The organism is Curtobacterium flaccumfaciens (genome assembly GCF_004361695.1).
In the GTDB taxonomy this organism is placed as follows: domain Bacteria; phylum Actinomycetota; class Actinomycetes; order Actinomycetales; family Microbacteriaceae; genus Curtobacterium; species Curtobacterium flaccumfaciens_B.
Genome location: NZ_SNVW01000016.1, coordinates 26,011 through 47,583 on the forward strand (window position 1 = coordinate 26,011; position 21,573 = coordinate 47,583).

Annotated in this window: 24 protein-coding genes; 15 read left to right on the forward strand and 9 right to left on the reverse strand. The window is 72.5% G+C overall.

The window, feature by feature from the left end; genetic code table 11:
• The first annotated feature begins 507 nt into the window (after positions 1–507).
• The 3 genes from EDF64_RS16955 (at position 508) to EDF64_RS16965 (ending at position 4,486) form a co-directional block, all read left to right on the forward strand.
• Complete coding sequence (locus EDF64_RS16955) at positions 508–1,296, forward strand: DeoR/GlpR family DNA-binding transcription regulator (protein WP_133521136.1); 789 nt, start codon at positions 508–510, stop codon at positions 1,294–1,296.
• Positions 1,293–2,315, forward strand: coding sequence for a 1-phosphofructokinase family hexose kinase (locus EDF64_RS16960; protein ID WP_133521137.1), 1,023 nt, complete (start codon positions 1,293–1,295; stop codon positions 2,313–2,315). The genes EDF64_RS16955 and EDF64_RS16960 overlap by 4 nt, the downstream gene beginning before the upstream one ends.
• A 98-nt stretch (positions 2,316–2,413) precedes the next feature.
• A complete protein-coding gene (locus EDF64_RS16965; RefSeq protein ID WP_133521138.1) occupies positions 2,414–4,486 on the forward strand; it encodes a PTS fructose transporter subunit IIABC in 2,073 nt (690 codons plus the stop codon).
• Between the two features lie 91 nt (positions 4,487–4,577).
• Here the strand turns inward: EDF64_RS16965 and EDF64_RS16970 are convergent, their stop codons facing one another.
• Positions 4,578–6,347 carry a beta-N-acetylhexosaminidase gene (locus EDF64_RS16970; protein ID WP_208108938.1) on the reverse strand — a complete coding sequence of 590 codons (1,770 nt, stop codon included), beginning with the start codon at positions 6,345–6,347 and terminating at the stop codon, positions 4,578–4,580.
• A 30-nt stretch (positions 6,348–6,377) separates the two neighbouring features.
• On the opposite strand from EDF64_RS16970, the gene EDF64_RS16975 reads away from it, so the two are divergent.
• Both EDF64_RS16975 and EDF64_RS16980 read left to right on the forward strand, forming a co-directional pair.
• Positions 6,378–7,526 carry an ROK family transcriptional regulator gene (locus tag EDF64_RS16975; protein ID WP_166645790.1) on the forward strand — a complete coding sequence of 383 codons (1,149 nt, stop codon included), beginning with the start codon at positions 6,378–6,380 and terminating at the stop codon, positions 7,524–7,526.
• A 74-nt stretch (positions 7,527–7,600) separates the two neighbouring features.
• Positions 7,601–8,335, forward strand: coding sequence for a DedA family protein (locus EDF64_RS16980; RefSeq protein WP_166645791.1), 735 nt, complete (start codon positions 7,601–7,603; stop codon positions 8,333–8,335).
• Positions 8,336–8,348: 13 nt separating this feature from the next.
• On the opposite strand, the gene EDF64_RS16985 is transcribed toward EDF64_RS16980, so the two are convergent.
• Positions 8,349–8,552 (reverse strand): DUF2945 domain-containing protein, encoded by a 204-nt coding sequence (locus tag EDF64_RS16985; protein ID WP_133521140.1) that lies wholly within the window; start codon positions 8,550–8,552, stop codon positions 8,349–8,351.
• Between the two features lie 200 nt (positions 8,553–8,752).
• On the opposite strand from EDF64_RS16985, the gene EDF64_RS16990 reads away from it, so the two are divergent.
• The gene (locus EDF64_RS16990; RefSeq protein WP_166645792.1) at positions 8,753–9,805 is read left to right on the forward strand and encodes a serine/threonine-protein kinase; all 1,053 of its coding nucleotides are present in this window, start codon (positions 8,753–8,755) and stop codon (positions 9,803–9,805) included.
• 73 nt (positions 9,806–9,878) lie between these two features.
• The gene (locus EDF64_RS16995) at positions 9,879–10,502 is read left to right on the forward strand and encodes a phosphoribosylanthranilate isomerase (protein ID WP_133521142.1); all 624 of its coding nucleotides are present in this window, start codon (positions 9,879–9,881) and stop codon (positions 10,500–10,502) included.
• 46 nt (positions 10,503–10,548) lie between these two features.
• On the opposite strand, the gene EDF64_RS17000 is transcribed toward EDF64_RS16995, so the two are convergent.
• From EDF64_RS17000 to EDF64_RS17010, 3 genes are all read right to left on the reverse strand, one after another.
• Positions 10,549–11,307: an HAD-IIB family hydrolase gene (locus EDF64_RS17000; protein WP_133521143.1), complete on the reverse strand. Its 759-nt coding sequence runs from the start codon at positions 11,305–11,307 to the stop codon at positions 10,549–10,551.
• Positions 11,308–11,347: 40 nt separating this feature from the next.
• A complete protein-coding gene (locus EDF64_RS17005; protein WP_133521144.1) occupies positions 11,348–11,779 on the reverse strand; it encodes an acyl-CoA thioesterase in 432 nt (143 codons plus the stop codon).
• 61 nt (positions 11,780–11,840) lie between these two features.
• Positions 11,841–12,437 carry a nitroreductase family protein gene (locus tag EDF64_RS17010; protein WP_133521145.1) on the reverse strand — a complete coding sequence of 199 codons (597 nt, stop codon included), beginning with the start codon at positions 12,435–12,437 and terminating at the stop codon, positions 11,841–11,843.
• Positions 12,438–12,563: 126 nt separating this feature from the next.
• Between EDF64_RS17010 and EDF64_RS17015 the strand changes: the two genes are divergently transcribed.
• Both EDF64_RS17015 and EDF64_RS17020 read left to right on the forward strand, forming a co-directional pair.
• A complete protein-coding gene (locus EDF64_RS17015) occupies positions 12,564–13,487 on the forward strand; it encodes an AEC family transporter (RefSeq protein ID WP_133521146.1) in 924 nt (307 codons plus the stop codon).
• Positions 13,488–13,589: 102 nt separating this feature from the next.
• Positions 13,590–13,997 carry an aldehyde dehydrogenase gene (locus EDF64_RS17020; protein ID WP_133521147.1) on the forward strand — a complete coding sequence of 136 codons (408 nt, stop codon included), beginning with the start codon at positions 13,590–13,592 and terminating at the stop codon, positions 13,995–13,997.
• Between the two features lie 5 nt (positions 13,998–14,002).
• On the opposite strand, the gene EDF64_RS17025 is transcribed toward EDF64_RS17020, so the two are convergent.
• A complete protein-coding gene (locus EDF64_RS17025; RefSeq protein WP_133521148.1) occupies positions 14,003–14,260 on the reverse strand; it encodes a nuclease in 258 nt (85 codons plus the stop codon).
• Positions 14,261–14,355: 95 nt separating this feature from the next.
• Complete coding sequence (locus EDF64_RS17030; RefSeq protein ID WP_133521149.1) at positions 14,356–15,192, reverse strand: exodeoxyribonuclease III; 837 nt, start codon at positions 15,190–15,192, stop codon at positions 14,356–14,358.
• A 180-nt stretch (positions 15,193–15,372) separates the two neighbouring features.
• Here EDF64_RS17030 and EDF64_RS17035 point away from each other — a divergent pair, with 180 nt between their 5' ends.
• Genes EDF64_RS17035 through EDF64_RS17060 form a run of 6 tightly spaced genes read left to right on the forward strand, consistent with a single transcriptional unit; the run spans position 15,373 to position 18,396 of the window.
• Entirely contained in the window at positions 15,373–15,819 is a 447-nt protein-coding gene (locus EDF64_RS17035; protein ID WP_133521150.1) for an Asp23/Gls24 family envelope stress response protein, read from the forward strand.
• Positions 15,816–16,007: a DUF2273 domain-containing protein gene (locus EDF64_RS17040; RefSeq protein WP_133521151.1), complete on the forward strand. Its 192-nt coding sequence runs from the start codon at positions 15,816–15,818 to the stop codon at positions 16,005–16,007. Before EDF64_RS17035 ends, EDF64_RS17040 begins: the two co-directional genes overlap by 4 nt.
• A complete protein-coding gene (locus tag EDF64_RS17045) occupies positions 16,004–16,387 on the forward strand; it encodes a hypothetical protein (protein ID WP_133521152.1) in 384 nt (127 codons plus the stop codon). The genes EDF64_RS17040 and EDF64_RS17045 overlap by 4 nt, the downstream gene beginning before the upstream one ends.
• Positions 16,384–17,007 carry a hypothetical protein gene (locus tag EDF64_RS17050; RefSeq protein WP_133521153.1) on the forward strand — a complete coding sequence of 208 codons (624 nt, stop codon included), beginning with the start codon at positions 16,384–16,386 and terminating at the stop codon, positions 17,005–17,007. Before EDF64_RS17045 ends, EDF64_RS17050 begins: the two co-directional genes overlap by 4 nt.
• The gene (locus tag EDF64_RS17055) at positions 17,004–17,597 is read left to right on the forward strand and encodes a hypothetical protein (protein ID WP_133521154.1); all 594 of its coding nucleotides are present in this window, start codon (positions 17,004–17,006) and stop codon (positions 17,595–17,597) included. The genes EDF64_RS17050 and EDF64_RS17055 overlap by 4 nt, the downstream gene beginning before the upstream one ends.
• A gap of 7 nt (positions 17,598–17,604) precedes the next feature.
• On the forward strand, positions 17,605–18,396 hold the full coding sequence (locus EDF64_RS17060; RefSeq protein WP_243736441.1) for an aminoglycoside 3'-phosphotransferase: 792 nt from the start codon (positions 17,605–17,607) through the stop codon (positions 18,394–18,396).
• 44 nt (positions 18,397–18,440) lie between these two features.
• Here the strand turns inward: EDF64_RS17060 and EDF64_RS17065 are convergent, their stop codons facing one another.
• Both EDF64_RS17065 and EDF64_RS17070 read right to left on the reverse strand, forming a co-directional pair.
• Entirely contained in the window at positions 18,441–19,772 is a 1,332-nt protein-coding gene (locus tag EDF64_RS17065; protein WP_133521155.1) for a M23 family metallopeptidase, read from the reverse strand.
• A 127-nt stretch (positions 19,773–19,899) separates the two neighbouring features.
• On the reverse strand, positions 19,900–21,567 hold the full coding sequence (locus EDF64_RS17070) for a hypothetical protein (RefSeq protein WP_133521156.1): 1,668 nt from the start codon (positions 21,565–21,567) through the stop codon (positions 19,900–19,902).
• Between the last annotated feature and the right edge of the window lie 6 nt (positions 21,568–21,573).

Here is a 21,573-nt window from a genome sequence, read left to right on the forward strand (position 1 = left end):
TGACGCCCCGACCTGCTCCGGCGGGTCGGGGCGTCGTCGTGCGTGGGTGCGGGCGCGCGGGCGGGGCGCGGGGGCGTCCGGGCGTCCGGTGTCCGGTGGCGTGGAGATCGCACGACGCGCCGCGTGTGTGTTGCCGAGGTCGCACGATGTGCTGTCCGGACGCGTCGAGCGTGTCACATTGTGCGATCTCGGCGGGCGAGGCTCGTCCGGCGTCCGCGCTGGAGTGCGATCTCGGCGGGGAGGGCGGCGGGGGAGGGCCCGCGTGCGGCCGGCGTCGAGATCGCACGACGCGCCGCGTGCGTGTTGCCGAGGTCGCACGATGTGCCGTTCGGAGGCGTCGAGCGTGGCACATTGTGCGATCTCGGCGGGCGTGCGGGCGGGCGCGCGGGCGCGTGCGGGCGGGCGGGACGCCGGGGTGGGGATGTTGGTTTGGCTGTGGAACGGTTGCGATTTGGTGGGTTGTGCGCGTACGCTGCGTGAAACCCACGGGAACGAAGGAGTTCGGGCATGTACGCAACCGAGCGACACGACGCCATCGCCGCAGCGCTGCAGGACGCCGGGCGGGTCTCCGTCGCCGACCTGGCCGAACACTTCGACGTCACCACCGAGACCGTGCGCCGCGACCTCGACCTGCTCGAGTCCGCCGGGGTCCTCCGCCGGGTGCACGGGGGAGCGGTCCCCGTCGGCCGCTCGAGCGTCGTCGAGCTGACCGTCGCCGAGCGCGAGGGGCAGCACAACTCCGCCAAGTCCGCGATCGCCCGGGCCGCGATGCGCCTGGTTCCGCCGACGTTCACCGGCTCGATCGCCCTCGACGCCGGCACGACCTGCGCCGCCGTCGCCGCCGAACTCGCTCGGTGGGAGCCCGCCACGGTCGGCGCCACGATCACCGTCATCACGAACTCCGTGCCGATCGCCGCGACCCTGCAGCACAGTGAGCACGTCGAGCTGCACCTGCTCGGCGGCCGTGTCCGCGGGGTCACGAGCGCCGCGGTCGGCACCGCCACGGTCGAGCAGATCGGCGCGCTCCGACCGGACATCGCCTTCGTCGGGACGAACGGTCTCTCCGCCGGCTTCGGACTGAGCACCCCGGACGAGTACGAGGCCGCCGTGAAGGCCGCGTACGTGCTCGCCGCCCGTCGGAGCGTCGTGCTCGCGGACGCTGCGAAGCACGGGGTCGAGGCCCTCATGCGGTTCGCGCGGCTCGACGAGATCGACACGATCGTCACCGACGAGCAGCCGCCGGTCGACCTCGCCGGGGCCCTGGCGGACGCCGACGTCGAGGTGGTCGTCGCATGAGCGAGTCCAGCACCCGCATCGTCACCGTCACCCCGAACCCGAGCCTCGACCGCACCATCGAGCTCGCAGGCGAACTCCAGCGCGGCGCGGTCCAGCGAGCGACGCGGAGCACCGCGGAACCCGGCGGCAAGGGCGTCAACGTCTCCCGCGTCGTCGTGGCGAGCGGCGGCGACACCGTCGCGGTCCTGCCCGGCGACGAGCTCGACCCCGTCCTGCTCGGCCTGGCGACCCGGGGCATCCCGACCGCCGCCCTGCCGATCGGGGCCCCGCTCCGCTCGAACGTCACCGTCACCGAGCCGACCGGCACGACCACGAAGCTCAACGAGCCCGGGCCGTCCCTCGCCGGACGCCTGGACGACCTCGCCGCCCTCGTCGCCGACACCGCCGCCGCGACCGCCACCGGCCCCGCCGCCCGCTGGGTCGTGTTCGCCGGGTCGCTGCCGCCGGGGCTCCCCGACGACGCCCTCGCCGTGCTGGTGCGGGCCGTCCGGCAGCGCCACGGCGACGACGTCCGCATCGCCGTGGACTCGTCGGGCGTGCCGTTCACCGCGCTGCTGCAGTCCGGCGAACGGATCGACCTGGTCAAGCCGAACGCCGAGGAACTGGCCGAGGTCGTCGGCGGGGACCCGGACGAGTTCGAGCGCGACGTCGAGGTCGCCGCCCGTGCCGCACAGCGACTCCGCGAGAAGCACGTCGGCACGGTGCTCCTGACCCTCGGCAGCGCCGGTGCGGTGCTCGTCACCGACGACGGCAGTCACGCCGCCGCCGCGCCCCGGATCACGGCGCGCTCGACCGTCGGCGCGGGGGACTCCGCACTCGCCGGGTACCTGCTCGCCGAGGTCGCCGGGCAGTCGCCCGAGCAGCGCCTCGCCCAGGCCGTCGCCACCGGGGCCGCCGCCGCTGCGCTGCCCGGCAGCGACGTGCCCGCCCTCGACCACACCGACCCCGCCGCGATCACCGTCCGGCGACTCCAGCTCGCGTCTGAGCCAGCCCGAGCGCCAGCCCGAGCGCCGGCCTGACGTCAGCACGCCGAGCGACATCCCCGAAGCACCCCCCGATCACCACCCCCGAAGACCAGCACCCCGTGCGACCGCAGCACGATTGCAAAGGAGCAACCATGTCCGTCAACACGAGTCCACGCCTCATCAGCGTCCAGCTCGTCGGTCTCGACGAGGACCTCGGCGCCACGTCGAGCGACGTCATCCGCGTGCTCGCCGACCGCGTCGCCGCCTCCGGTCGCGCCGCGGACGGCGCCACGCTGGCGCAGGACGCCATCGCACGCGAGGCGAGCGTCGGCACCGGCGTCCCCGGCGGCATCGCGATCCCGCACGCCCGCTCGGCGTCGGTGTCCGAACCGACCCTGGCGTTCTCGCGCCTCGCCCGGAAGGTGTCGTTCGGCGCCCCGGACGGCGACGCCGACATCGTGTTCATGATCGCCGTGCCGGAGGGGGCGGACAAGGACCACCTGACGGTCCTCTCGACCCTGGCCCGTGCGCTCATCCGCGACGACTTCACCGCGGCGCTCCGTGCGGCCGCCACCCCGCAGGCGATCGTCGACCTGGTCGATCGCGAGGTGAGCGGCGAGGTGTCCGAAGCCGGTGTCGGGAAGGCGAGCAGCGCCTCCAGTCCGACCCCGCCCGCTGGTGAGACGGCGACCCAGCGCAAGCTCATCGTCGGCGTCACCGCCTGCCCCACCGGCATCGCGCACACCTACATGGCAGCAGACGCGCTCGTCGCGGCGGCCGAGCGGGCCGGCGCCGAGATGCACGTCGAGACCCAAGGGTCCTCGCAGGTCGAGCCGCTCGACCCCGCGCTCATCGCCCGCGCCGACGCCGTCGTCTTCGCGGTCGACGTCGACGTGCGCGACCGCAGCCGCTTCGCCGGCAAGCCCCTCGTCTCCGGACCCGTCAAGCGCGGCGTCGACGAGCCCGACAAGATGATCGCCGAGGCGATCCGCGCGTCCGAGGACCCGAACGCCGCGCGCGTGCAGGGCGGCGCCGCCACGACCGAGACGACCGCGAAGAACGAGCACTTCGGCCAGGCGCTCAAGCGCTGGCTGCTCACCGGTGTCAGCTACATGATCCCGTTCGTCGCGGGCGGCGGGCTCCTCATCGCGCTCGGCTTCCTGCTCGCCGGGTACGGCATCGCGCTGCAGCACGGCGACTCCGGGCAGAACAACGCGGTGTTCACGCTGACGAACTACACGCTGCTGAACCTGCCGCCCGAGGGCCTCGGCTACTACCTCGGCGCCGCCGCGTTCCAGATCGGCGGGATCTCGCTCGGCTTCCTGGTCGCTGCCCTCGCCGGGTACATCGCCTACGCCATGGCCGACCGACCCGGCATCGCACCCGGCTTCGTCGCCGGGTCGATCGCCGTCTTCATGAACGCCGGGTTCCTCGGTGGTCTGATCGGTGGCCTCATCGCCGGTGCTGCCGCGTACTGGATCGGCCGCATCCCGACCTGGCGCTGGCTGCGTGGCCTGATGCCGGTCGTGATCATCCCGCTGTTCGCCTCGATCATCGCCTCCGGCCTCATGCTGCTCGTGCTCGGTGGACCCATCGCCTGGCTGATGACGCAGCTGACCGAGTTCCTCAACTCGCTCTCCGGCGCCTCGGCGATCCTGCTCGGCATCATCCTCGGCCTGATGATGGCGTTCGACCTCGGTGGTCCGGTCAACAAGGTGGCGTACGCGTTCGCCGTCGCCGGGCTCGGTGCCGGCACCGCGACGAACGTCGTGCCGTTCGAGATCATGGCCGCGGTGATGGCCGCCGGCATGGTGCCGCCGCTCGCCCTCGCGCTGGCCTCGACCGTCCTGTACCGCAAGGGCTTCACGAAGCCGGAGCGCGAGAACGGCAAGGCCGCATGGCTGCTCGGGGCCTCGTTCATCTCCGAGGGCGCGATCCCGTTCGCCGCGGCCGACCCGCTGCGGGTCATCCCGGCGTCGATGGTCGGCGCCGCGGTCACGGGAGCGATCTCGATGGCGGCCGGCGTGACCTCGCGGGCGCCGCACGGCGGGATCTTCGTGTTCTTCGCCATCGGCGACGTCGCGATGTTCATCGTCGCGATCCTGGCGGGCACCGTCGTCTCGGCGCTCGTGCTGGTCGCGCTGAAGAAGTGGGTGCGGCGTGCGCCGGCGGCGGACGCCGCCGTCTCCGAGACGGCAGCCGACCGCGTGGCCGTCGCCGTGTAATCGACGCCCTGATCGCGTGCCTGGAGGCGCGGTGCCAGCTGGCACCGCGCCTCCAGTCCGTCACCGGTGACGTCGCGGACCGCCGGCGCGGCTACTCGGCGATGTTCGCCGTCACCGCGTCGATGTAGGCCGCGCGCTCCTCGCGCGAGTGCGGACGCCCGGGGACGCCCGGACGCTGCTCCCACGGGAACGGACCGGCCTCGTGCCGGTACTCGATGCCCATCGCCTCGAGCCGGGCGACGTGCTCCGCGAGCCGACCGCGGAACTCCGCGACGTCACGGGGACCGGTCACGTCGGCCGACCAGAGCGCCTCGGCGAGGGCCGCGACGCGCGGGAACAGCTGGTAGTCGAGCTTCCGCGCGGTGTCCACGTGCTCGGTCCACATGTTGCCCTGGCCGCCGATGACGTGCGCCCGCTCAGCCTCGGTGAGGTCGGACGGCACCGGGTCGAACGCGAAGACGTCGTCGACCGTCAGGACGATCGACACCGGGATCGGCTCGGTCTCGAGGTCGCTCTGCCGGTAGTCGAGGTACACCTGGTCGTCCGGCGCGGAGATCACGTCGTGCCCCCGCTTCGCCGCGGTCCGGGCCCCGGTCAGGCCACGCCACGAGACCACGGTCGCCGACTTCGACAGCGTGCCACCCTCGAGGATCTCGTCCCAGCCGAACGCCCGGCGACCGTGCGACTCGACGTGCGCGGCCAGCCGGCCGATGATCCACGCCTGCAGCTGTTCTTCGTCCTCGAGGCCGAGCTCGCGGATGCGCTCCTGCGTGCGCGGGTCCTGCTCCCACTGCACCTTCGGGCACTCGTCCCCGCCGACGCCGATGTACTCGGAGGGGAACAGGGCGATGACCTCGTCGAGGACGTCCTGGAAGAACGCGACCGTCGACTCCTCGGCGTTGAGGACGTCCTCGGCGATGCCCCACTCGGTCCAGACGTCGACCGGCTGCCCGGACACCCCGAGCTCCGGGTACGCGGCGAGGGCGGCGCGGACGTGGCCGGGCGTCTCGATCTCGGGGACGACGGTGACGAACCGGTCGGCGGCGTAGGCCACGATCTCGCGGATGTCGTCCTGCGTGTAGTAGCCGCCGTGCGGACGGCCGTCCTTGCCGGCGACGACGAGTTCGCCGTCGGGGCCGGGGACGTGCGCGCCGACCTGCGACTCCGTACGCCAGGACCCGATCTCGGTCAGCCGCGGGTACTTCCGGATCTCGATGCGCCACCCCTGGTCCTCGGTGAGGTGGAAGTGCAGCCGGTTGAGGCGGTGGGCAGCGAGCTGGTCGATGACCCGCATGACCTCGTGCTTCGTGCGGAAGTGCCGGGCGACGTCGAGCATGACGCCGCGCCAGGCGAAGGCCGGGGCGTCCTCGACGGTGACCGCGGGGATCGTCCACGGGCCCTGGCCGACCCGGCCCCTGCGGTAGACGTCGGCGGGGAGGGACTGCAGGAGGGCCTGCACGCCGTAGAAGACGCCGGCGGCGCTGCCACCGGTGACCTCGACGCGGTCGGGCGTGACGACGAGGCGGAACGACTCGGAGCGGTCGCCGCCGGGGCCCGCGGGCAGGCCGGTGGTGCGGGCGGTGGCAGCGTCTGCTGGGGTGGCGACGTCCGCGGTGGCGTCCGTGGTGGCTTCCGCGTCGTCGGCGACGCGGAGCACGATCACGTCGGTGGTGTGGGCGGCGCCGTCGTCGGCATCGCGCACCGGCAGCCCGGTCGATCCGCGCAGCGTCTGCTGCAGGTACAGTCGGACGGACTCGCTCGCAGGGTCTGCGGCGATGCGTGTCGACGGGGTGATCGCGAAGGCACCGACACCCGGTTCGGTGCGGCGCGGCCGTGGGATGAGCATGTCGCAGTCCACCATTCCTCAATGATCTTTCGTAATATGGAGGCTATGGCCGTGGACGAGACCGTGTCAACGCTTCCGGGCGGCGTCGTGGGCAGCACCCCGGGGATGCTCCGCCTCATCAACTCGCGGGCGATCCTCGACGAGCTCTTCCGCGACGACACCTCGCACACCGTCACCGAGCTGAGCCGCACGGTCGGGCTCTCGCGACCCACCGTCGAGGCCGCACTCGCCGACCTGGTGGCCGAGGGCTGGGTCACCGAGGCCGAGGCGATCGCCACGCCGAACAAGGCCGGCCGCCGGGCGAAGCGCTTCCGTGCCGACGCCGGGGCCGGGTCCGTGCTGGGTGTCGACCTCGGGCTGCACGGCATCGTCGGGCTCCGGTCCGACCTGCGCGGCCAGCAGCTCGCCCGGGTGGAGGAGGTCTACGCCGACCTCGCCTCGGCCGAGCAGGCGTGGGAGAGCGTGCAGGACGTCGTCCGCCGGCTCGTCGACGGCACCGAGCCGTCGAAGCTCCTCGCCGCCACCTTCGGCGTGCCGGCCGTCGTCGACCGATCCGGCGAGATCGACTACACCGTCGCGGTCCCGCAGTGGGTCGAACGACGGGTGCCCGGCCGCATCGGCGACCTGTTCCCCGGCTCCGCCACGTTCTTCGACAACGACGCGAAGCTCGCCGCCACCGCCGAGGCCATGTGGGGACGCTTCCGCGGCGTGCAGGACGGCCTGTACCTGGTGATGGGTCGCCAGATCGGTGCGGCCTACCTGATCGACGGACAGCTCGCGCGCGGTGCGCGCGGTGCGGCGGGCGAGACGGGTGGCCTGGCATCGACCGGTTGGCCGAGCGCACCCGCCCGCCTGGAGGCACGGATCCCCTCCGGCTCCGACCTCGAGTCCGTCATGGCGTCGGCCGGGCAGGGCGACGCCGAGGCGTCGGCGATCGTGCGGGCGTTCGCCGCGGACGTCGCGCCCGGTGTCGTGCAGCTCGTCACGACGATCGACCCCGAGGTCGTGGTCGTCGGGGGTGAGGTGCTGCCCGCTGCGGCCGTGTTCGCCGAGGCGCTCGCCGAGGTCGTCACGCCGCAGCTCAGGCACCCGGTGGAGATCGTCCCGTCGACGGTCGGCCGCGACGCCGTGGCGCGCGGCGCACTCGCGCGGTCGCTCACCCACGTCCGGACGTCGCACATGGGGCTGGGCTGACCACCGGCGGTCGGCGGGGCTGATCCCCAGGTCGCGCGCCGGGTTCTGTCAGGGCGTTCAGGGACCATGGACGCATGACGACTGCCCTGGCCGCGCCGGCCACGACCGTGACAGCCGCCGGGGACTCCGAGATGGGTGGCCTCTCGGGGCTCGTGCTCCAACTCATCGACGCCCTGGGGGAGTGGGGCGTCGCGCTCATGCTCTTCGTCGAGACGGTGTTCCCGCCGATCCCGTCCGAGGTGATCCTGCCGCTGGCCGGGTTCCTCGCCGGTGCCGGCCGGATGAACCTCGTGCTCGTCCTGGTGCTCGCCACCCTCGGGTCGTACCTCGGCGCGCTGGTGCTGTACTGGCTCGGAGCGGTGATCGGCTTCGAGCGGACCACCCGGTGGCTCGGCAAGCTGCCCCTCGTCGACGAGGACGACTTCCGCAAGGCCGCCGACTGGTTCCACCGGCACGGCAAGAGTGCGGTGTTCTTCGGTCGCTTCGTGCCGATCGTCCGCAGCCTGATCTCGCTGCCCGCCGGCGCCGACCGGATGCACCTCGGCACCTTCTCGCTCTTCACGATCATCGCCAGCGGGATCTGGAACAGCGCACTCGTGCTGCTCGGCGCCGCGTTCGGCAACCAGTACGACCGGGTCGAGCAGTACACGGAGTGGATCGACCGGGTGCTCTACGTCGCGATCGCCGTGGTCGTCGTGACCTTCGTCGTGCGGCGGGTCCGTCGGACCCGTGCCGAGCGCGCCGGCCGCTCCGGATCGTCCGACCCGGTCGCGCGCGGGCGCCGCCGGGCCGAACCCGCCGAGGACTGAGCCCGGCTGCTCGTCAGGCCTTCGTCAGCGCCGACTCCTTGTGGGCCGCGCGCTTGCCGGACTTCTCCGACTCGATGATCCAGTAGGGGTCGTCGTCCGTCGGCCGGAACGTCTGCCCGTCGAACCGGAAGTCCTTGGTCTTCTTCTCGACCAACGTGCCGGTCGTCGTCCCCTGCGACGTGTTCCAGTGCACTTCGTCGCCCTTCGACAGCGCCATCCTGTCCTCCTTGCGTGATCGCTCACCTTCGTGGGAGTCGGACTGTACCCCGATGCATCCGCATGAACACAGGGAAGTAGGCCGATCACGATGTCATAACGCCGCAGCGGAATCGAATGCGGACGCGTACCGTACTGGGTGAGTCACCTTGCTGGCAACTGCCACGGACAACCGGGCTCCGAACACGGAACGACGACACCATGACCCTGCTCGACAGCGTACGGACGGACACGGTCCTCTCGGGCCGCTACCGGCTCGTGAAGCTGATCGGCACGGGCGGCATGGGGTCGGTCTACGAAGCACGCGACGAGCACACGTACCGCGCGGTCGCCGTGAAGATGTTCGCGACGCCGGACTCGATGACGACGGCCGACCGGGTGCGCCAGGAGCGCGAGATCCGGTTGCTCAGCATGCTCTCGCACCCCGGGCTCATCCCGCTGTACGACGCCGGCACCCACGAGTTCGACGACGGTCCGCACCGGTACATCGTGATGGAGCTCATCGCGGACACCACGCTGCTGCGTCGCCTGGCCGGCGGGGCGCTGCACAACTACGAGGTGGCCGACCTCGGGGCACAGCTGGCCGACGCGCTGGCGTACGTGCACTCCCGCGGGATCGTGCACCGCGACGTCAAGCCCGCCAACATCCTCATCAGCGACGAGGGGTCGTCCGGGTTCGCCCGCACCGTGAAGCTGACCGACTTCGGCGTCGCGCACTTCGTCGACGGCTCGCGGCTGACGAACGACGGCACGATCATCGGCACGGCCGCCTACCTCAGCCCCGAGCAGGTCGCCGGGGAACCGATCAGCTTCGCCACCGACGTCTACTCGCTCGGGCTCGTCCTGCTCGAGGCACTGACCGGCAAGCAGGAGTACTCCGGCACCCTGATCGAGGCGGCCCTCGCCCGGCTGCGCCACGACCCGGAGATCCCCGAGGGCATCGCGCCGGAGTGGCGGGACCTGCTCGCGAAGATGACCGCCCGCGACCCCGAGCGCCGCCCGACCGCGGTCGCCATCGCGAACGCCCTGCGCGGCGGGTCGACCCAGGTCACCGGACCGGTGCCGCTCGGCCCGCAGCGGGTCAAGCACAAGCGCGACCACCGCATGCACCGGGCAGCGCACCGGCACGCCCGGCGCGGCACCTTCGCGGTGGTGCGCCGCTGGCGTCGGCGGAACGTGCTCGTCGGATCGTTCGCGGCGTTCGGCGTCCTCGTCGCGTGCGGTGCCGCGTACGTGGCGGGCATGCTGCACTGACGTCCGTCGCCCGGCTACGTCGTCAGCGAACGGTAGCGCTCCGAGGCCGTGCGTCCCTGGCAGGATGGACAGCATGACCGACCAGCGCTGGATCAAGATCTGCGGCCTGTCGACGCCCGAGACCGTGGACGCCGCCATCGACGCGGGTGCCGACGCGGTCGGGTTCGTCTTCGCCGCGGGCAGCCCCCGGACCGTGACCGCCGACCTGGCGAAGCAGCTCGTCGAACGGGTGCCGGACGGCATCGACGCCGTCGGGGTGTTCCGCGACCAGGAGATCGACGAGATCGTGGGCATCGCGTCCGAGGTCGGGCTGACCACCCTGCAGCTCCACGGCGGCGAATCGGCGACGGACTTCGCCCGCGCGCGTGACGCCGGGTTCTTCACCATCCGGGCGGTCGCCGCCGAGGACTACCTCCGCGAGACGCCCGAGGTGCGCGACTCGTACGACCACGACCTGCTGCTGCTCGACGCCGCGGTGCCGGGCAGCGGGCGACTGATCGACCCCGCCTCGATCGACGGGAAGGTCGACGAGGCCTGGATCCTCGCCGGTGGGCTCACGCCGGCGAACGTCGTCGCCGCGATCGAGTCCCTCGACCCGGACGGCGTGGACGTCTCGAGCGGCGTGGAGTCCGAGCGCGGTGTCAAGGACGCGGCGAAGATCCGGGCCTTCGTCGAGGCCGTCCGCAGCATCCCCTGACAGTCCAGCGCTGAAGGGACCGCCCCGACGGGACGCCGCCGGCGCGTCAGCGCAGCGTCGGGATGAGTTCCGTCAGGAACGCGTCGGTGTCCTCCCAGCCCGTCACCGCGTGGCAGGGGACGCCGAGCGCCTTCACCGGGTAGTCGTTGCCCTCGGGGTCGAGCCGGTCGCCGACGAAGAGCATGTCGTCGAGCGCGATGCCGGTGATCTCGGCGAGGCGCTGCATGCCGTAGGCCTTGTCGATGCCCTTGCGGGTGATGTCGACGCTCGTCGAGCCGCCCGAACGGACCTCGAGGTCGGGGAGCTCGGCCTGCACCCGGCGGCGCAGGTCGTCCTTCTTCGCCCCGGTCGGGTCCCACTGCTTCTTGACGTCGACCGGTGCCGCCTGGCCGAGCGCGGAGAACGTGATCTGCGACCCGCGGTCCTCGAGGATGGCGCCCCAGGTCTCCGACTCCCAGTACCCGGCGGCCTTCGCGTGCGACTCGACGGCGGCGAGGGCGCGGGCCTTCTGCTCCTCGGTGAGGTCCTCGGCGTACTGCAGGGCCCAGTCGTCCCCGGCCCACCGGTAGTAGCGGGTCCCGCAGGTCGGCAGGAGGTGCAGGTCGTCGAGGACCAGTCCGTCGCGGTGGCGGAGCGGGGTGACCAGCTGCTGCTCGAACTGCTGGAAGTTGCCGCCCGAGATCACCGCGACCGGCACGACCTCGAGCAGGGACGCGAAGGTCTCGAGCATGCGGGGGTCGAGCGCGGACTTCGAGGGGGCGAGGGTGTCGTCCAGGTCGAAGGCGACGAGTCGGGGCGTGGTCATGCGACCGATTCTGTCAGGTCCGGCCGACAGCCCCACCCGGTCAGGAGCGGTGGGTGGTGGGGACGCGGTCGCGCTTGTACGTGATGTCGGTGTACCCGTGCGGGGCGGGGTTGCCGTCGGCGTCGAGGTTCACGAAGACGACCTCGTCGATGGTGAGGATGCTCTGGTGCGTGAAGAGGTTCCGGGCCTCGGCGCGCATGGTCAGTGAGCTCCGGCCGAAGCGGGTGGCGACGAGGCCGATCTCGACGATGTCGCCCTCCTTGGCGGAGGACACGAACTCGATCTCCGACATGTACTTCGTGACGACCTTGCCGTTGCCGAGCTGGATGATCGCGTAGACGGCTGCCTCTTCGTCGATCCAGCGGAGCAGGCTGCCGCCGAAGAGCGTGCCGTTGGCGTTGAGGTCCTCGGGGCGGACCCACTTCCGCGTGTAGAAGTTCATCTCCGGCTGGGTGTCGTCGTGCTGCTGCATGTCACGACATACTACGCGGCCGCGTCCTCCGGGGAGGGCGCGGCCGCGGATGTCGGAGTGACTACTCCTTGACGAGGACGACCTCGTCGAGCGGCAGGCGGGTGCGGGGGGCGACCTCGCGCTCGGCGGCCTTCTCGTCGAGCTGCGACGGGTGCGCGACGGTGCCGATCGCGGTCACGGTGTAGGGCAGGAACCGCTCCGGCAGGTCGAAGGCCGCGCGGAGGCCCTCGGCGTCGATGCCCGCCATCTGGTGCACGTGCAGGCCCTCGGCGTGCGCCTGGACGGTGAGCGCCGCGAGGGACTGGCCGAGGTCGTACTGCGCGAACGGACGTGCGTCGCCGTCCTCCGTCACGGTCTCGAGCACACCGACGACCAGCGCGCTCGCACGGAAGGCCCACGTGGCGTTGAAGCCGAGCAGGTTCTCGTTGATCGTGCGGAAGGTCTCGGTGCCGCGACGGCCCGCGATGAAGCGGCGGGGCTGGAAGTTCATGGCGGAGGCGGCCCAGCGAGCGGCCTCGAGGACGGCGTCGAACTGCGCGTCCGAGATCGTGGCCGTCTCGTCGTAGGAGCGGGGGCTCCACCGTTCCTCGAGCAGGGGGACGAGGGGCTGGCTGGAGTCGGTCGAACGCGTGAGCGTGCTGGAGTTCGTCGAGGTCATGGTGCGCTCAACGGTAATCGATGCGTACGCATTTCCGACCTGTACGACGTCACATGTCGTCGAGGCGCGACGGCACGCTGCGGCACACCCGCGGTCGCGTGGCCACTCGGTGCGAGGATGGGACCGATGGGTGGCGTGTTGACCGGGTTCGCGATCATCGGCGCGATCATCGCGGCCGGGTACGTCGTCGGGCGCACCGGACTGCTCGGACCGCACGCCCAGTTCGTGATGAGCCGCCTCGCGTTCTTCGTGCTCATGCCCGCCCTGCTCTTCCACACCATCGCGAGCGCCGACATCGGCTCGCTGCTGTCGCCGATGCTCTGGGTGTCGCTCGTCAGCGCGGTCTCGGTCGCGCTCGGCGCCGCGCTCGTGTTCCGCCTCGTGCTCCGGCGCCCGGTGACCACCACCACGATCGGGGCGCTCGCGTCGAGCTACGTGAACGCGAACAACATCGGGCTGCCGGTCGCCGTCTACGTCCTCGGACAGGCCACCGCCGTCGTGCCGGTGATCCTGCTGCAGCTCATCGTGCTCGCGCCGATCGCGCTCACCGTGCTCGACACCGCCACCTCGGACGGCGGCAGCTGGGGGCGGCGGGTCTCCGGGCCGTTCCGGAACCCCATCATCATCGCGTCGCTCGTCGGCCTGGCGTTCTCGGCGACCGGGATCGAGCTGCCGACGCCGGTGCTCGAGCCGTTCTCCCTCGTCGGCGCCGCGGCGGTCCCGGTCGTGCTGCTGTCGTTCGGTATGAGCCTGCACGGTGCGACGCCGCTCCGCGACCCGACCATCCGCACCGACGTCATCGTGGCGTCGGCGATCAAGCTCGTGGTGATGCCCGCCGTGGCGTTCGTCTTCGCCCGCTTCGTGTTCGGGCTCGGCGACCAGGACGTCTTCGTGCTCACGACACTCGGGGCCCTGCCGGCGGCACAGAACGTCTTCAACTACGCGCAGCGCTACGGGGCGGCCGTCCCGCTGGCCCGCGACGTCGTGCTCATCTCGACGATCGGCTCGGTGCCGGTCCTGGTCGCCGTCGCCGCGCTCCTGCACCCGTAGCGGACCGAGCGCCCACGGCGGCCACCGCACGCATCGGGTCCGCGCGTACCCTGGCGCACACGGGGCGGACCGTCCCGTGACCACGAGGAAGAGGAGATCCCGATGGACACGATGGCGATGATGAAGACGATGTCGACGAGCGACATGCCCGTGGCGATGGACACGGAGATGATGCAGGACACGATGATGGCGATGAACGCCGCGTCGATGGCTGCGACGATGTGCTCCGCGAGCGACATGCGCATGGGTGCCGAGATGGCGACGTGCGCCGCGATGTGCTCGAACACGGCGATGCTGGCCGACACCGGCATGCGGATGCTCATGCGACCGATGGGGATGGACGCCGACGCGATGCGCGCGATGCTCATGGCCGTCACCGCGATGGGCCGGGCCTGCGCCGCGGAGTGCCGGGCGCACGCCGACATGGACGAGGCCTGCCGCTACTGCGCGATGGCGTGCGACGAGATGGTGGCGAAGTGCGAGGCGATGACAGCCTCGATGACCGCCTGACCCGTCTACGCGACGCGCGCCGTGGTCTTCCGACCGGCGGCGCTGAGGATCTCCGCTGCCGGGTGGTGGGCGACCGGGTCGCCGACCGACACGAGCGTGTCGGCGTCCGCCACCCGCAGCTGCGTGACGCCGCCGTCGAGGAAGGCGACCACCAGGTCGGCGGGACGTGTCTCGAGGACGATGCCGTCCCTCCAGGCCCTGGGGGTGGCGTCCGCCATGACGCGCTGGATGGGAAGGATCGTCGACGGGGTCGTGCGGGACATGGCTTCACCTGCTCTCGGAGGGGTTCGGTGCAGGAAACCTACGTCCGCCTTCTCCGCCCGTTCAACGCACGGCTACCCGGGGCGTAACAGAGCCGTCAGAAGATCATCGGTCGATCGTCGTCGAGCGAGGTCTCGAGGTCGAGGTCGACCGTGACGGGGACGTGGTCGCTCGGGGCGTCGCCCTTCCGCTCGTCGCGGTGGATGCGGGCGTCCGTCACGATGTCGGAGAACGCCTGCGACCCCATCACGAAGTCGATCCGCATGCCCTCGTTCCGGGGGAAGCGCAGCGCCTTGTAGTCCCAGTACGTGTAGCCGTCCGGCACGATCGGGCGGACGACGTCCTGCAGCCCGCGGGCCTCGAACGCGCGGAACGCGGCACGCTCCGGCTCGCTGACGTGCGTGGCGCCCTCGAACGCTCGCACGTCCCAGACGTCCTGGTCGAGCGGTGCGACGTTCCAGTCGCCCATCAGTGCGAGGGGCTGCTCGGGGTCCGCCGCGATCCACTCCGCGGTGCGGTCGGCCAGTGCGGCGAGCCAGTCGAGCTTGTACGTGTAGTGCGGGTCGCCGACCTCGCGCCCGTTCGGCACGTAGAGGCTCCACAGCCGGACGCCGTCGACGGTCACGCCGATCGCGCGGGCCTCGGTCGGGACGTCGGGTCCCTCGTGGCCCTTGAGGAAGCCGGGCTGCCCGGGGAAGTCACGGGTGACGTCCTCCATCGGCAGGCGGCTGGCGAACGCGACGCCGTTCCACTGGTTGGTGCCGTACGCCTCGACCGTGTAGCCGGCGGCCTCGAACGCGTCGACCGGGAACTGCTCGGGCTTGCACTTGATCTCCTGCATGCCGAGGACGTCGACGTCCTCGCGCACCAGCCAGTCGACGACCCGACCGACTCGGGTCCGGACGGAGTTCACGTTCCAGGTCGCCACGCGCATGGGTCCGAACCTACCGGGGACCACCGGCAACCGAGTGCAGCGGACCGGCCCGGACGGCCGCCGCGGACGGGCGCCGCGGACCGCCGCCGCGTGCCGCGTGCCGCGTGCGGCTCTCGGCCGCGGCACGGCACGATGGTGTTCGCTGGGTGGTCCAGCAACCGACCGCAACCGGAGGCACTCATGGCATCGACGACGAACCGCGTCGACGGGACCGCGACCACGGGCACCGTGACGACGCAGGTGACCACCAACGGCAGGACCATCATCGACGACACGGTCGTCGCGAAGGTCGCGGGCATCGCCGCCCGCGACGTCCCCGGCGTCTTCGCGCTCGGCGGCAACGCGGCGCGCGCCTTCGGAGCGATCCGCGACGCGATCGGTTCGAGTGCGCTCGGACAGGGCGTCCGCGTCGAGGTCGGCGAGACCCAGGTCGCCGTCGACCTGACGATCGTCGTGGACTACCCGATCCCGATGATGGACGTCGCGTCCGCCGTGCGCGCGGCCGTCACGAGCGCCGTGACCGAGCTCGTCGGCCTCGAGGTCACCGAGGTCAACATCGCGATCAACGACGTCAACATCCCGGCGCTGAACGGTGTCGAGACCGATGCCGAGGGTCGCGTCCGGTGAACGCCACCGTCGTCGGCATGGGCGTCGGCGCGGTCCTCGCGATCGTCGCCGTGACGCTCGGCTTCTGGGCGTTCGTCGTCGTGGCCGTGTTCATGCTCGTCGGCGGCCTGGTCGCCCGCATCGTGTCGGGTGACATCGACCTCCGCCGCCTGCTCGACGTACTGCGCGGACGCCGGAGCTCGTCGTGAGCGCAGCCGCGGTGGCCGGCGGCGTCGGAGCGCCCCCGCCCGCACCGCGGCAGGTGGCCGGGTACGACCGCGTCGGATCGGCAGCGCTCGTGCACACCGCGCAGGCGGTCGCCTCCGAAGCGCTGCGCGTGCCGTTCCGGGAGGCCCGTGCCCGGGTCGCCGACGACGGTCACGGTGCGCTGGCGGTCGAGATCACCGCCCCGCTCGCCGTCCCGGTGCTGGGGACCCACGCGGTCCCCGACGAACCCGTCGTCACGACGGCGCACCGCGCCCGTGCCCTGATCGCCGAGCGGCTCCGCCACATCACCGGCCGACAGGTCGAACGGGTGACCGTGACGTTCTCGTCGTCGGTCGTGGACACGCCGAGGAGGGTCCGGTGACGCTCCAGCAGGAGGCGACGGCGGCCACGACGCCCGGCCGCACCCACGACCGTGTCTACCGCCGCATCGTCCGCCGCGAGACGAGTGCCTCGCGCTCCGGCACGGTCGTCGTCGCGATGATCTTCCTGCTCGTCCTCGCCGCCGCGGCCGTGTTCGCGGCGGCCCTCGTGCTGCTCGACCAGCGGGTGCTCGGCATCGACCCGCGCGACGTCGTGGACCGTGCCGTCCGGGCGCCGCGCGGCCTCGACACGACGATCACCGTCGGCATCGCCGCGATCGTGGCGTTCCTCGGACTGGTGTTCCTCGCGCAGGGCCTCCTGCCGCAGCGCCGGCCCCGGCACGCGATGTCGTCCGACCGCCTGGCCGTGGTCGTCGACGACGAGGTGCTCGCCTCCGCCGCGGCCCGTGCGGCACGCTCCGTGACCCGGCTCGGGCCCGACGCCGCCGTGGGCACCGTCGGCCGCCGGACGGTCGACGTCGTGCTCCGCCCCGCAGCGGGCGTCGACGTCCCCGCAGTCGCCGCGACCGAGGCCGTGACGGACGAGTTCGCCGCGATCGACGCCCAGCCGCCGATCACCGCGCGGGTCCGGGTGCAGCCGACCGGACGGGTCGACGGATGAACGCGACGAACCGCGGTCTCGGCCGCACGGCGCTCGTGGTCGTCGGCCTGGTGCTGCTCGTCGCCGGCGTCGCGACGATCCTGGTGCAGACGGTGCCGTGGGCCGCGTCCACCTGGCACGACTGGGGCCGTGCGCTGGGCGACCTCGGTGCCGGGGCCGACCGTGACGCCTCCGTCACCGCGTGGACCTGGGTGCTCGGCGGCGGGGTGGTGCTCGGGATCCTCGCGCTCGTCGTGCTGTCGGCCCTCGGTGGCGGACGCGTCGGCACGGTCGTCGAGGACGACGGGTCCTCGGACGGTGTCGCGGGACTCGTCCGCATCGACGCCGCCGCCGTGCAGCACGCGCTGTCGTCGGCGATCGGCGCGATGCCGCAGGTCGGCTCCCTGGCGGTCGACGTCTACCGCGTCCGGGGCAACCGGGCGATCCGGATCCGCGTCCGTCCCCGTCGTGGGGCGTCGCCGCGTGCGATCACGACCGGGGTCGAGGGCATCGTCGCCGACCTCGACGCGCTGCTCGGGGACCGGCTGCCGGTGCTGCTCGAGATCGCCCGGGGCGGTTCGGGTTCCGGCCGGACCGACCGGGTGCACTGAGGCTGCCGTGCCCCGCTCCGTCGACGGCCTGGCCCGCGCCCGTGGGGACGTCGTCGTGCCGCACGTCGTCACCGAGGCCGCTCGCGGTCGGCCGGTGCAGGCGGTCTGGGTCAACGAGATCGGTGGCCGCACGTTCCGCATCGGCGAGGACGGGCACGCCGAGGAGTACGTGAAGGTCCTGCCGCACGCCTACGCGCCCTGGGTCGTCGGCGAAGCGGCCCGGCTGACCTGGGCGTCCAGGTACGCGCGGGTCCCCGAATTGCTCGACCACGGCCTCGACGACGAGGGCGCCTGGCTGCGGACCCGCGCCCTGCCCGGGTGGAGCGCCGTGGACCCCCGGTGGCACGACGAACCGCGCACGGCGGTCGTCGCGGCCGGCGAGGGGCTCCGCGCCCTGCACGAGGCGCTGCCCGTGCTCGACTGCCCGTTCGAGTGGTCCACGGCGCAGCGGACGGGCCGTGCGCGAGCCGCCGGCGCCGACCCGGAGTCGATCGGACCGGAGCCGCCCGTCGACCGCGTGGTGGTCTGCCACGGGGACCCCTGCACGCCGAACACGCTCATCGGTGCCGACGGTCGGTGGGCCGGCCACGTGGACCTCGACGCGCTCGGCATCGCGGACCGGTGGGCGGACCTGGGCGTCGCGACGATGGCGCTCGGCTGGAACTACGGCCCCGGGTGGGACCAGCTGTTCCACGAGGCCTACGGAGTGCCGATCGACGAGGAGCGCACCGTCTGGTACCGCGCGCTGTGGAACCTGGACGACGACGGCATCGAGACCGCCGACGGTACCGAGCGTTGACGGTACCGAGCGCTGACGGTGCCGAACGCTGACGGGCCGGGTCGTTAGAACGCGACGCCGCGAGCGCCCATGAACGGGATCGGGTCGACGGTCGCGCCGCCGATGTGGACCTCGAAGTGCGTGTGGCAGCCGGTGGAGGCGCCGGTGGAACCGACCAGGGCGATGAGCTGCCCGGCCGAGACCTGCTGGCCCGGGGACACCCGGTACCCGCCGTTCACGATGTGCCCGTACGCGGTCTGCACGCCCCCGCCGTGGCTGATCCGGACGTAGTTGCCGTACCCGCCGTACCAGCCGGCGTAGTCGACGGTGCCCGCGGACGCCGCGACGATCGGTGTGTAGCAGCCGCTCGCCAGGTCGGCGCCGTCGTGCTTCGTCACCACGCCGGTGATGGGGTGCACGCGGTACCCGTACGGGCTGATGACGTACCCGCTGGCCGGGCGGACCCAGCCGGTGCCGCTGCCGGACCCCGCAGAACCGCCGGCGCCGGAACCGCTGCTGCCGGAGCCGCCGCCCCCGCCCCCGCCGCCGCTGTTCGCCGCGGCCGCCAGGGCTGCGGCCGCACGTGCTGCCGCCTCGCGCGCGGCCTTCGCCTCGGCTGCCTTGCGGACCTTCTCGCCCTCCGCGAACTCGGCCTCGGTCCGGACGCGGCCGGTGGTCAGCGTCGCGAGCTGGGCGTCGAGCCGCGCCTTGTTGGTCTGCTGCTCGTCGTACGCGGTCTGCACCTTGTCGGCAGCGGCCTGCGACGCCTGCATGCGGCGCTCGGCCTCGGCCGCCAGGTCCTCGAGCGCCTCGGCTGCCCGGTCCGCCTGCGCGGTGAGCGAGCGGGCGACCGCGGCGTCGGCGGTGGCCGCTGCCTCGACCCGTTCGGCCTGCTCGGACAGCTTGCTCAGGGCACCGAGGTTGTAGAGCAGGTCCTTCGCGTCCTCGCCGCCGGTGATCACCGACGCCGTGACGTCGGCACCGCCGGAGCGGGCCATCTGCGCGGCGAACTGTCCGGCCTGCGCGGCGCTCTGCTCGGCGATCTCCTTGTGCTCGTCGGCGTCGGCGCGGAGCCGCTGTTCCTTCTCGGCGGCTTCCTGCGCGTCGCTCTGCGCATCGAAGAACTCGGTGCCGAGCCGCTTCGCCTCGGCCTCGGCTTCCTTCAGGTCGTCGGCGAGACCGGTGATGATGCCCTTGATCGTGCTGATCTGGCCCTGCTTCGCGGACTCCTGCCCGCGGGCGGCCATCACCTCGTCCCACGAGGGGTACTTCGCCGCACTGGCCGACGGCGCGTCGAGCACCACCGTGCCGACGAGGCCGGCGAGGGCCAGGGCGGTCGCGGCGAGTCGGAGGCGCATGGTCGCACGCGTGGTGCGGTGGCTGGTGGGGCGAGTCACGGCGACGAGCCTATACATCCGTACAGAGAAGACCGCCCGACGGCGCGCCGCTGTGGAGAAGTCGTGTGCGGAGAACCACGCGGAGAACCGCGTGGGGAACCGTCCGCAGAGCGGCGGGGAGGACCCGTCAGAACCCCCGCTCGAGCCGGATCCGGTCGGCACTCCCCACCACGTCCCGCCGCAGGACCGCCGCCCCGGACGTGCCGGCGTAGTCGTACACGTCGAACCCGGTGCAGTGCGTGATCGCGGCCGGGCTGCCGAGCGAGTCCTCGACCGCCGTCGTCCAGATGTCGCGCGACCCGATCACGACGAAGGTCGGTGCGGCGTCGCGGTAGGCCCCGAGGTCGACGAGCCACGGGTAGGTCTCGAAGGTGTCGCGGACCTGCAGCAGCTGCACGTTCGTCGACGAGTACGCGGCGAGGGGTCGGACCGTCCAGAACTGCCCGACCCCGACCACGTCACGGCCGTCGGCCCACGCGTCGAGGCACGAGGCCGGGTCGTACCGCGCCGTCGCGACCGCCCGCGCGGTGCTCGGCGCCGTGGCGACCCCGGCGAGCAGGACCCCCGCCGCGGCGATCGCCAGCACGACGCGCAGTCCTCGCCGGGGGCGGTGCACCTGCGTGCGTCGGACCGCGGTGCGAGCGAGTTCCGCGACCGCGACGACGGCGAGGAGCGGGGCCGTCACGACCGGCTCGAGGTAGCGCGGGGTCGACGACCCGGCGAGGACCACCCCGACCGACACGGCGACCACGGTGACGAGGGGGAGCGCCGCCGCGACGAGCACCGTTCGCGAGGTCCGCACCCGCCACGCCCACACCGTCCCCCCGACGGTCACGAGCACCCCGACGAACATCAGGACGAGTCCGGCGTCCCCGGCGGCCGTGCCCGCACGGTCGTCGGTGAGCGCGGCGAAGAAGCCGAGCGTCTCCGCCGCCCGCGACGGCTGCACGTACGTGGACGGGTCGAGCGACACGAACGGACGGAGCGGGATCCGCAGCAGGTACCCGACGACCGACCCGACCGTGACGGCAACGGCGAGGAGCACCACCGGGCGCCAGGGCAGCCGACGCGCGACGGCGAGCAGCACGAGGGTCACGACCACCGGCGCCGCCGACCACGGCACGTACAGCGGGTTCGACGCGGTCGTGCACGCGGCGACGAGGCCGAGGACGACGAGGACCGGCACCGTGGCCCGACCGACCCGGACCGCGCGCAGCACGAGCACGGCGGTGCCGAGCATCGCCAGGACGACGCCGTAGTAGTAGGTCGTGGTGAGGAGCAGCGACGCGAGCTCGAGCGAGGTGGCGGTCGCCGACGACTCGGTGAGCACGAGCAGGGTCAGGAACCCGAGGGCGATCGCGGCGACGGCGATGCGGGCCGACCGTCGAGCCGCCGGCATCAGCTCGTTCGCCGCCGCGCGCACCAGGGCGTACACGGCGAGGAGCACCAGGACGCCGTTGAGCGCCAGGGCCTGCTGCGGGGTCGCCGTGACCGCCGCGCTCAGCAGGTAGACCGGCAGCTCCGGGAAGAAGAACAGCGCCGGGGACATCGCCCACTCGAACGGCTGCCCCAGCTCCATCGAGCGCCGGACGAGCGGCAGCAGCACGGAGTCGCCGTCGTACCAGAGCAGGTCCACGCGAGCCGTCGCGAGCACGTGACGGAGGGCGATGACGGACAGGGCCAGCGCGATGAGCGCACCCACTGCCTCCCGGCCGATCGCGGTGACCAGTCGACGCCACCGCGGGCCGCCGGACGGACGCACCACGGCCGTGGTCGTGCGCGCGTCGGAGGGCATGACCGG

Bases quoted from the DNA above. Each gene is read 5' to 3' on its own strand.
- EDF64_RS17010 (WP_133521145.1), bottom strand. From the start codon at position 12,437: ATGACCTCGACGAACTCCAGCACGCTCACGCGTTCGACCGACTCCAGC.
- EDF64_RS17015 (WP_133521146.1), top strand. From the start codon at position 12,564: ATGGGTGGCGTGTTGACCGGGTTCGCGATCATCGGCGCGATCATCGCG.
- EDF64_RS17000 (WP_133521143.1), bottom strand. From the start codon at position 11,307: ATGACCACGCCCCGACTCGTCGCCTTCGACCTGGACGACACCCTCGCC.
- EDF64_RS16970 (WP_208108938.1), bottom strand. From the start codon at position 6,347: ATGGTGGACTGCGACATGCTCATCCCACGGCCGCGCCGCACCGAACCG.
- EDF64_RS16990 (WP_166645792.1), top strand. From the start codon at position 8,753: ATGACCCTGCTCGACAGCGTACGGACGGACACGGTCCTCTCGGGCCGC.
- EDF64_RS17005 (WP_133521144.1), bottom strand. From the start codon at position 11,779: ATGCAGCAGCACGACGACACCCAGCCGGAGATGAACTTCTACACGCGG.
- EDF64_RS16960 (WP_133521137.1), top strand. From the start codon at position 1,293: ATGAGCGAGTCCAGCACCCGCATCGTCACCGTCACCCCGAACCCGAGC.
- EDF64_RS16965 (WP_133521138.1), top strand. From the start codon at position 2,414: ATGTCCGTCAACACGAGTCCACGCCTCATCAGCGTCCAGCTCGTCGGT.
- EDF64_RS16995 (WP_133521142.1), top strand. From the start codon at position 9,879: ATGACCGACCAGCGCTGGATCAAGATCTGCGGCCTGTCGACGCCCGAG.
- EDF64_RS16955 (WP_133521136.1), top strand. From the start codon at position 508: ATGTACGCAACCGAGCGACACGACGCCATCGCCGCAGCGCTGCAGGAC.
- EDF64_RS17025 (WP_133521148.1), bottom strand. From the start codon at position 14,260: ATGTCCCGCACGACCCCGTCGACGATCCTTCCCATCCAGCGCGTCATG.
- EDF64_RS16980 (WP_166645791.1), top strand. From the start codon at position 7,601: ATGACGACTGCCCTGGCCGCGCCGGCCACGACCGTGACAGCCGCCGGG.
- EDF64_RS17035 (WP_133521150.1), top strand. From the start codon at position 15,373: ATGGCATCGACGACGAACCGCGTCGACGGGACCGCGACCACGGGCACC.
- EDF64_RS17020 (WP_133521147.1), top strand. From the start codon at position 13,590: ATGGACACGATGGCGATGATGAAGACGATGTCGACGAGCGACATGCCC.
- EDF64_RS16975 (WP_166645790.1), top strand. From the start codon at position 6,378: ATGGCCGTGGACGAGACCGTGTCAACGCTTCCGGGCGGCGTCGTGGGC.
- EDF64_RS17030 (WP_133521149.1), bottom strand. From the start codon at position 15,192: ATGCGCGTGGCGACCTGGAACGTGAACTCCGTCCGGACCCGAGTCGGT.
- EDF64_RS17070 (WP_133521156.1), bottom strand. From the start codon at position 21,567: ATGCCCTCCGACGCGCGCACGACCACGGCCGTGGTGCGTCCGTCCGGC.
- EDF64_RS16985 (WP_133521140.1), bottom strand. From the start codon at position 8,552: ATGGCGCTGTCGAAGGGCGACGAAGTGCACTGGAACACGTCGCAGGGG.
- EDF64_RS17055 (WP_133521154.1), top strand. From the start codon at position 17,004: ATGAACGCGACGAACCGCGGTCTCGGCCGCACGGCGCTCGTGGTCGTC.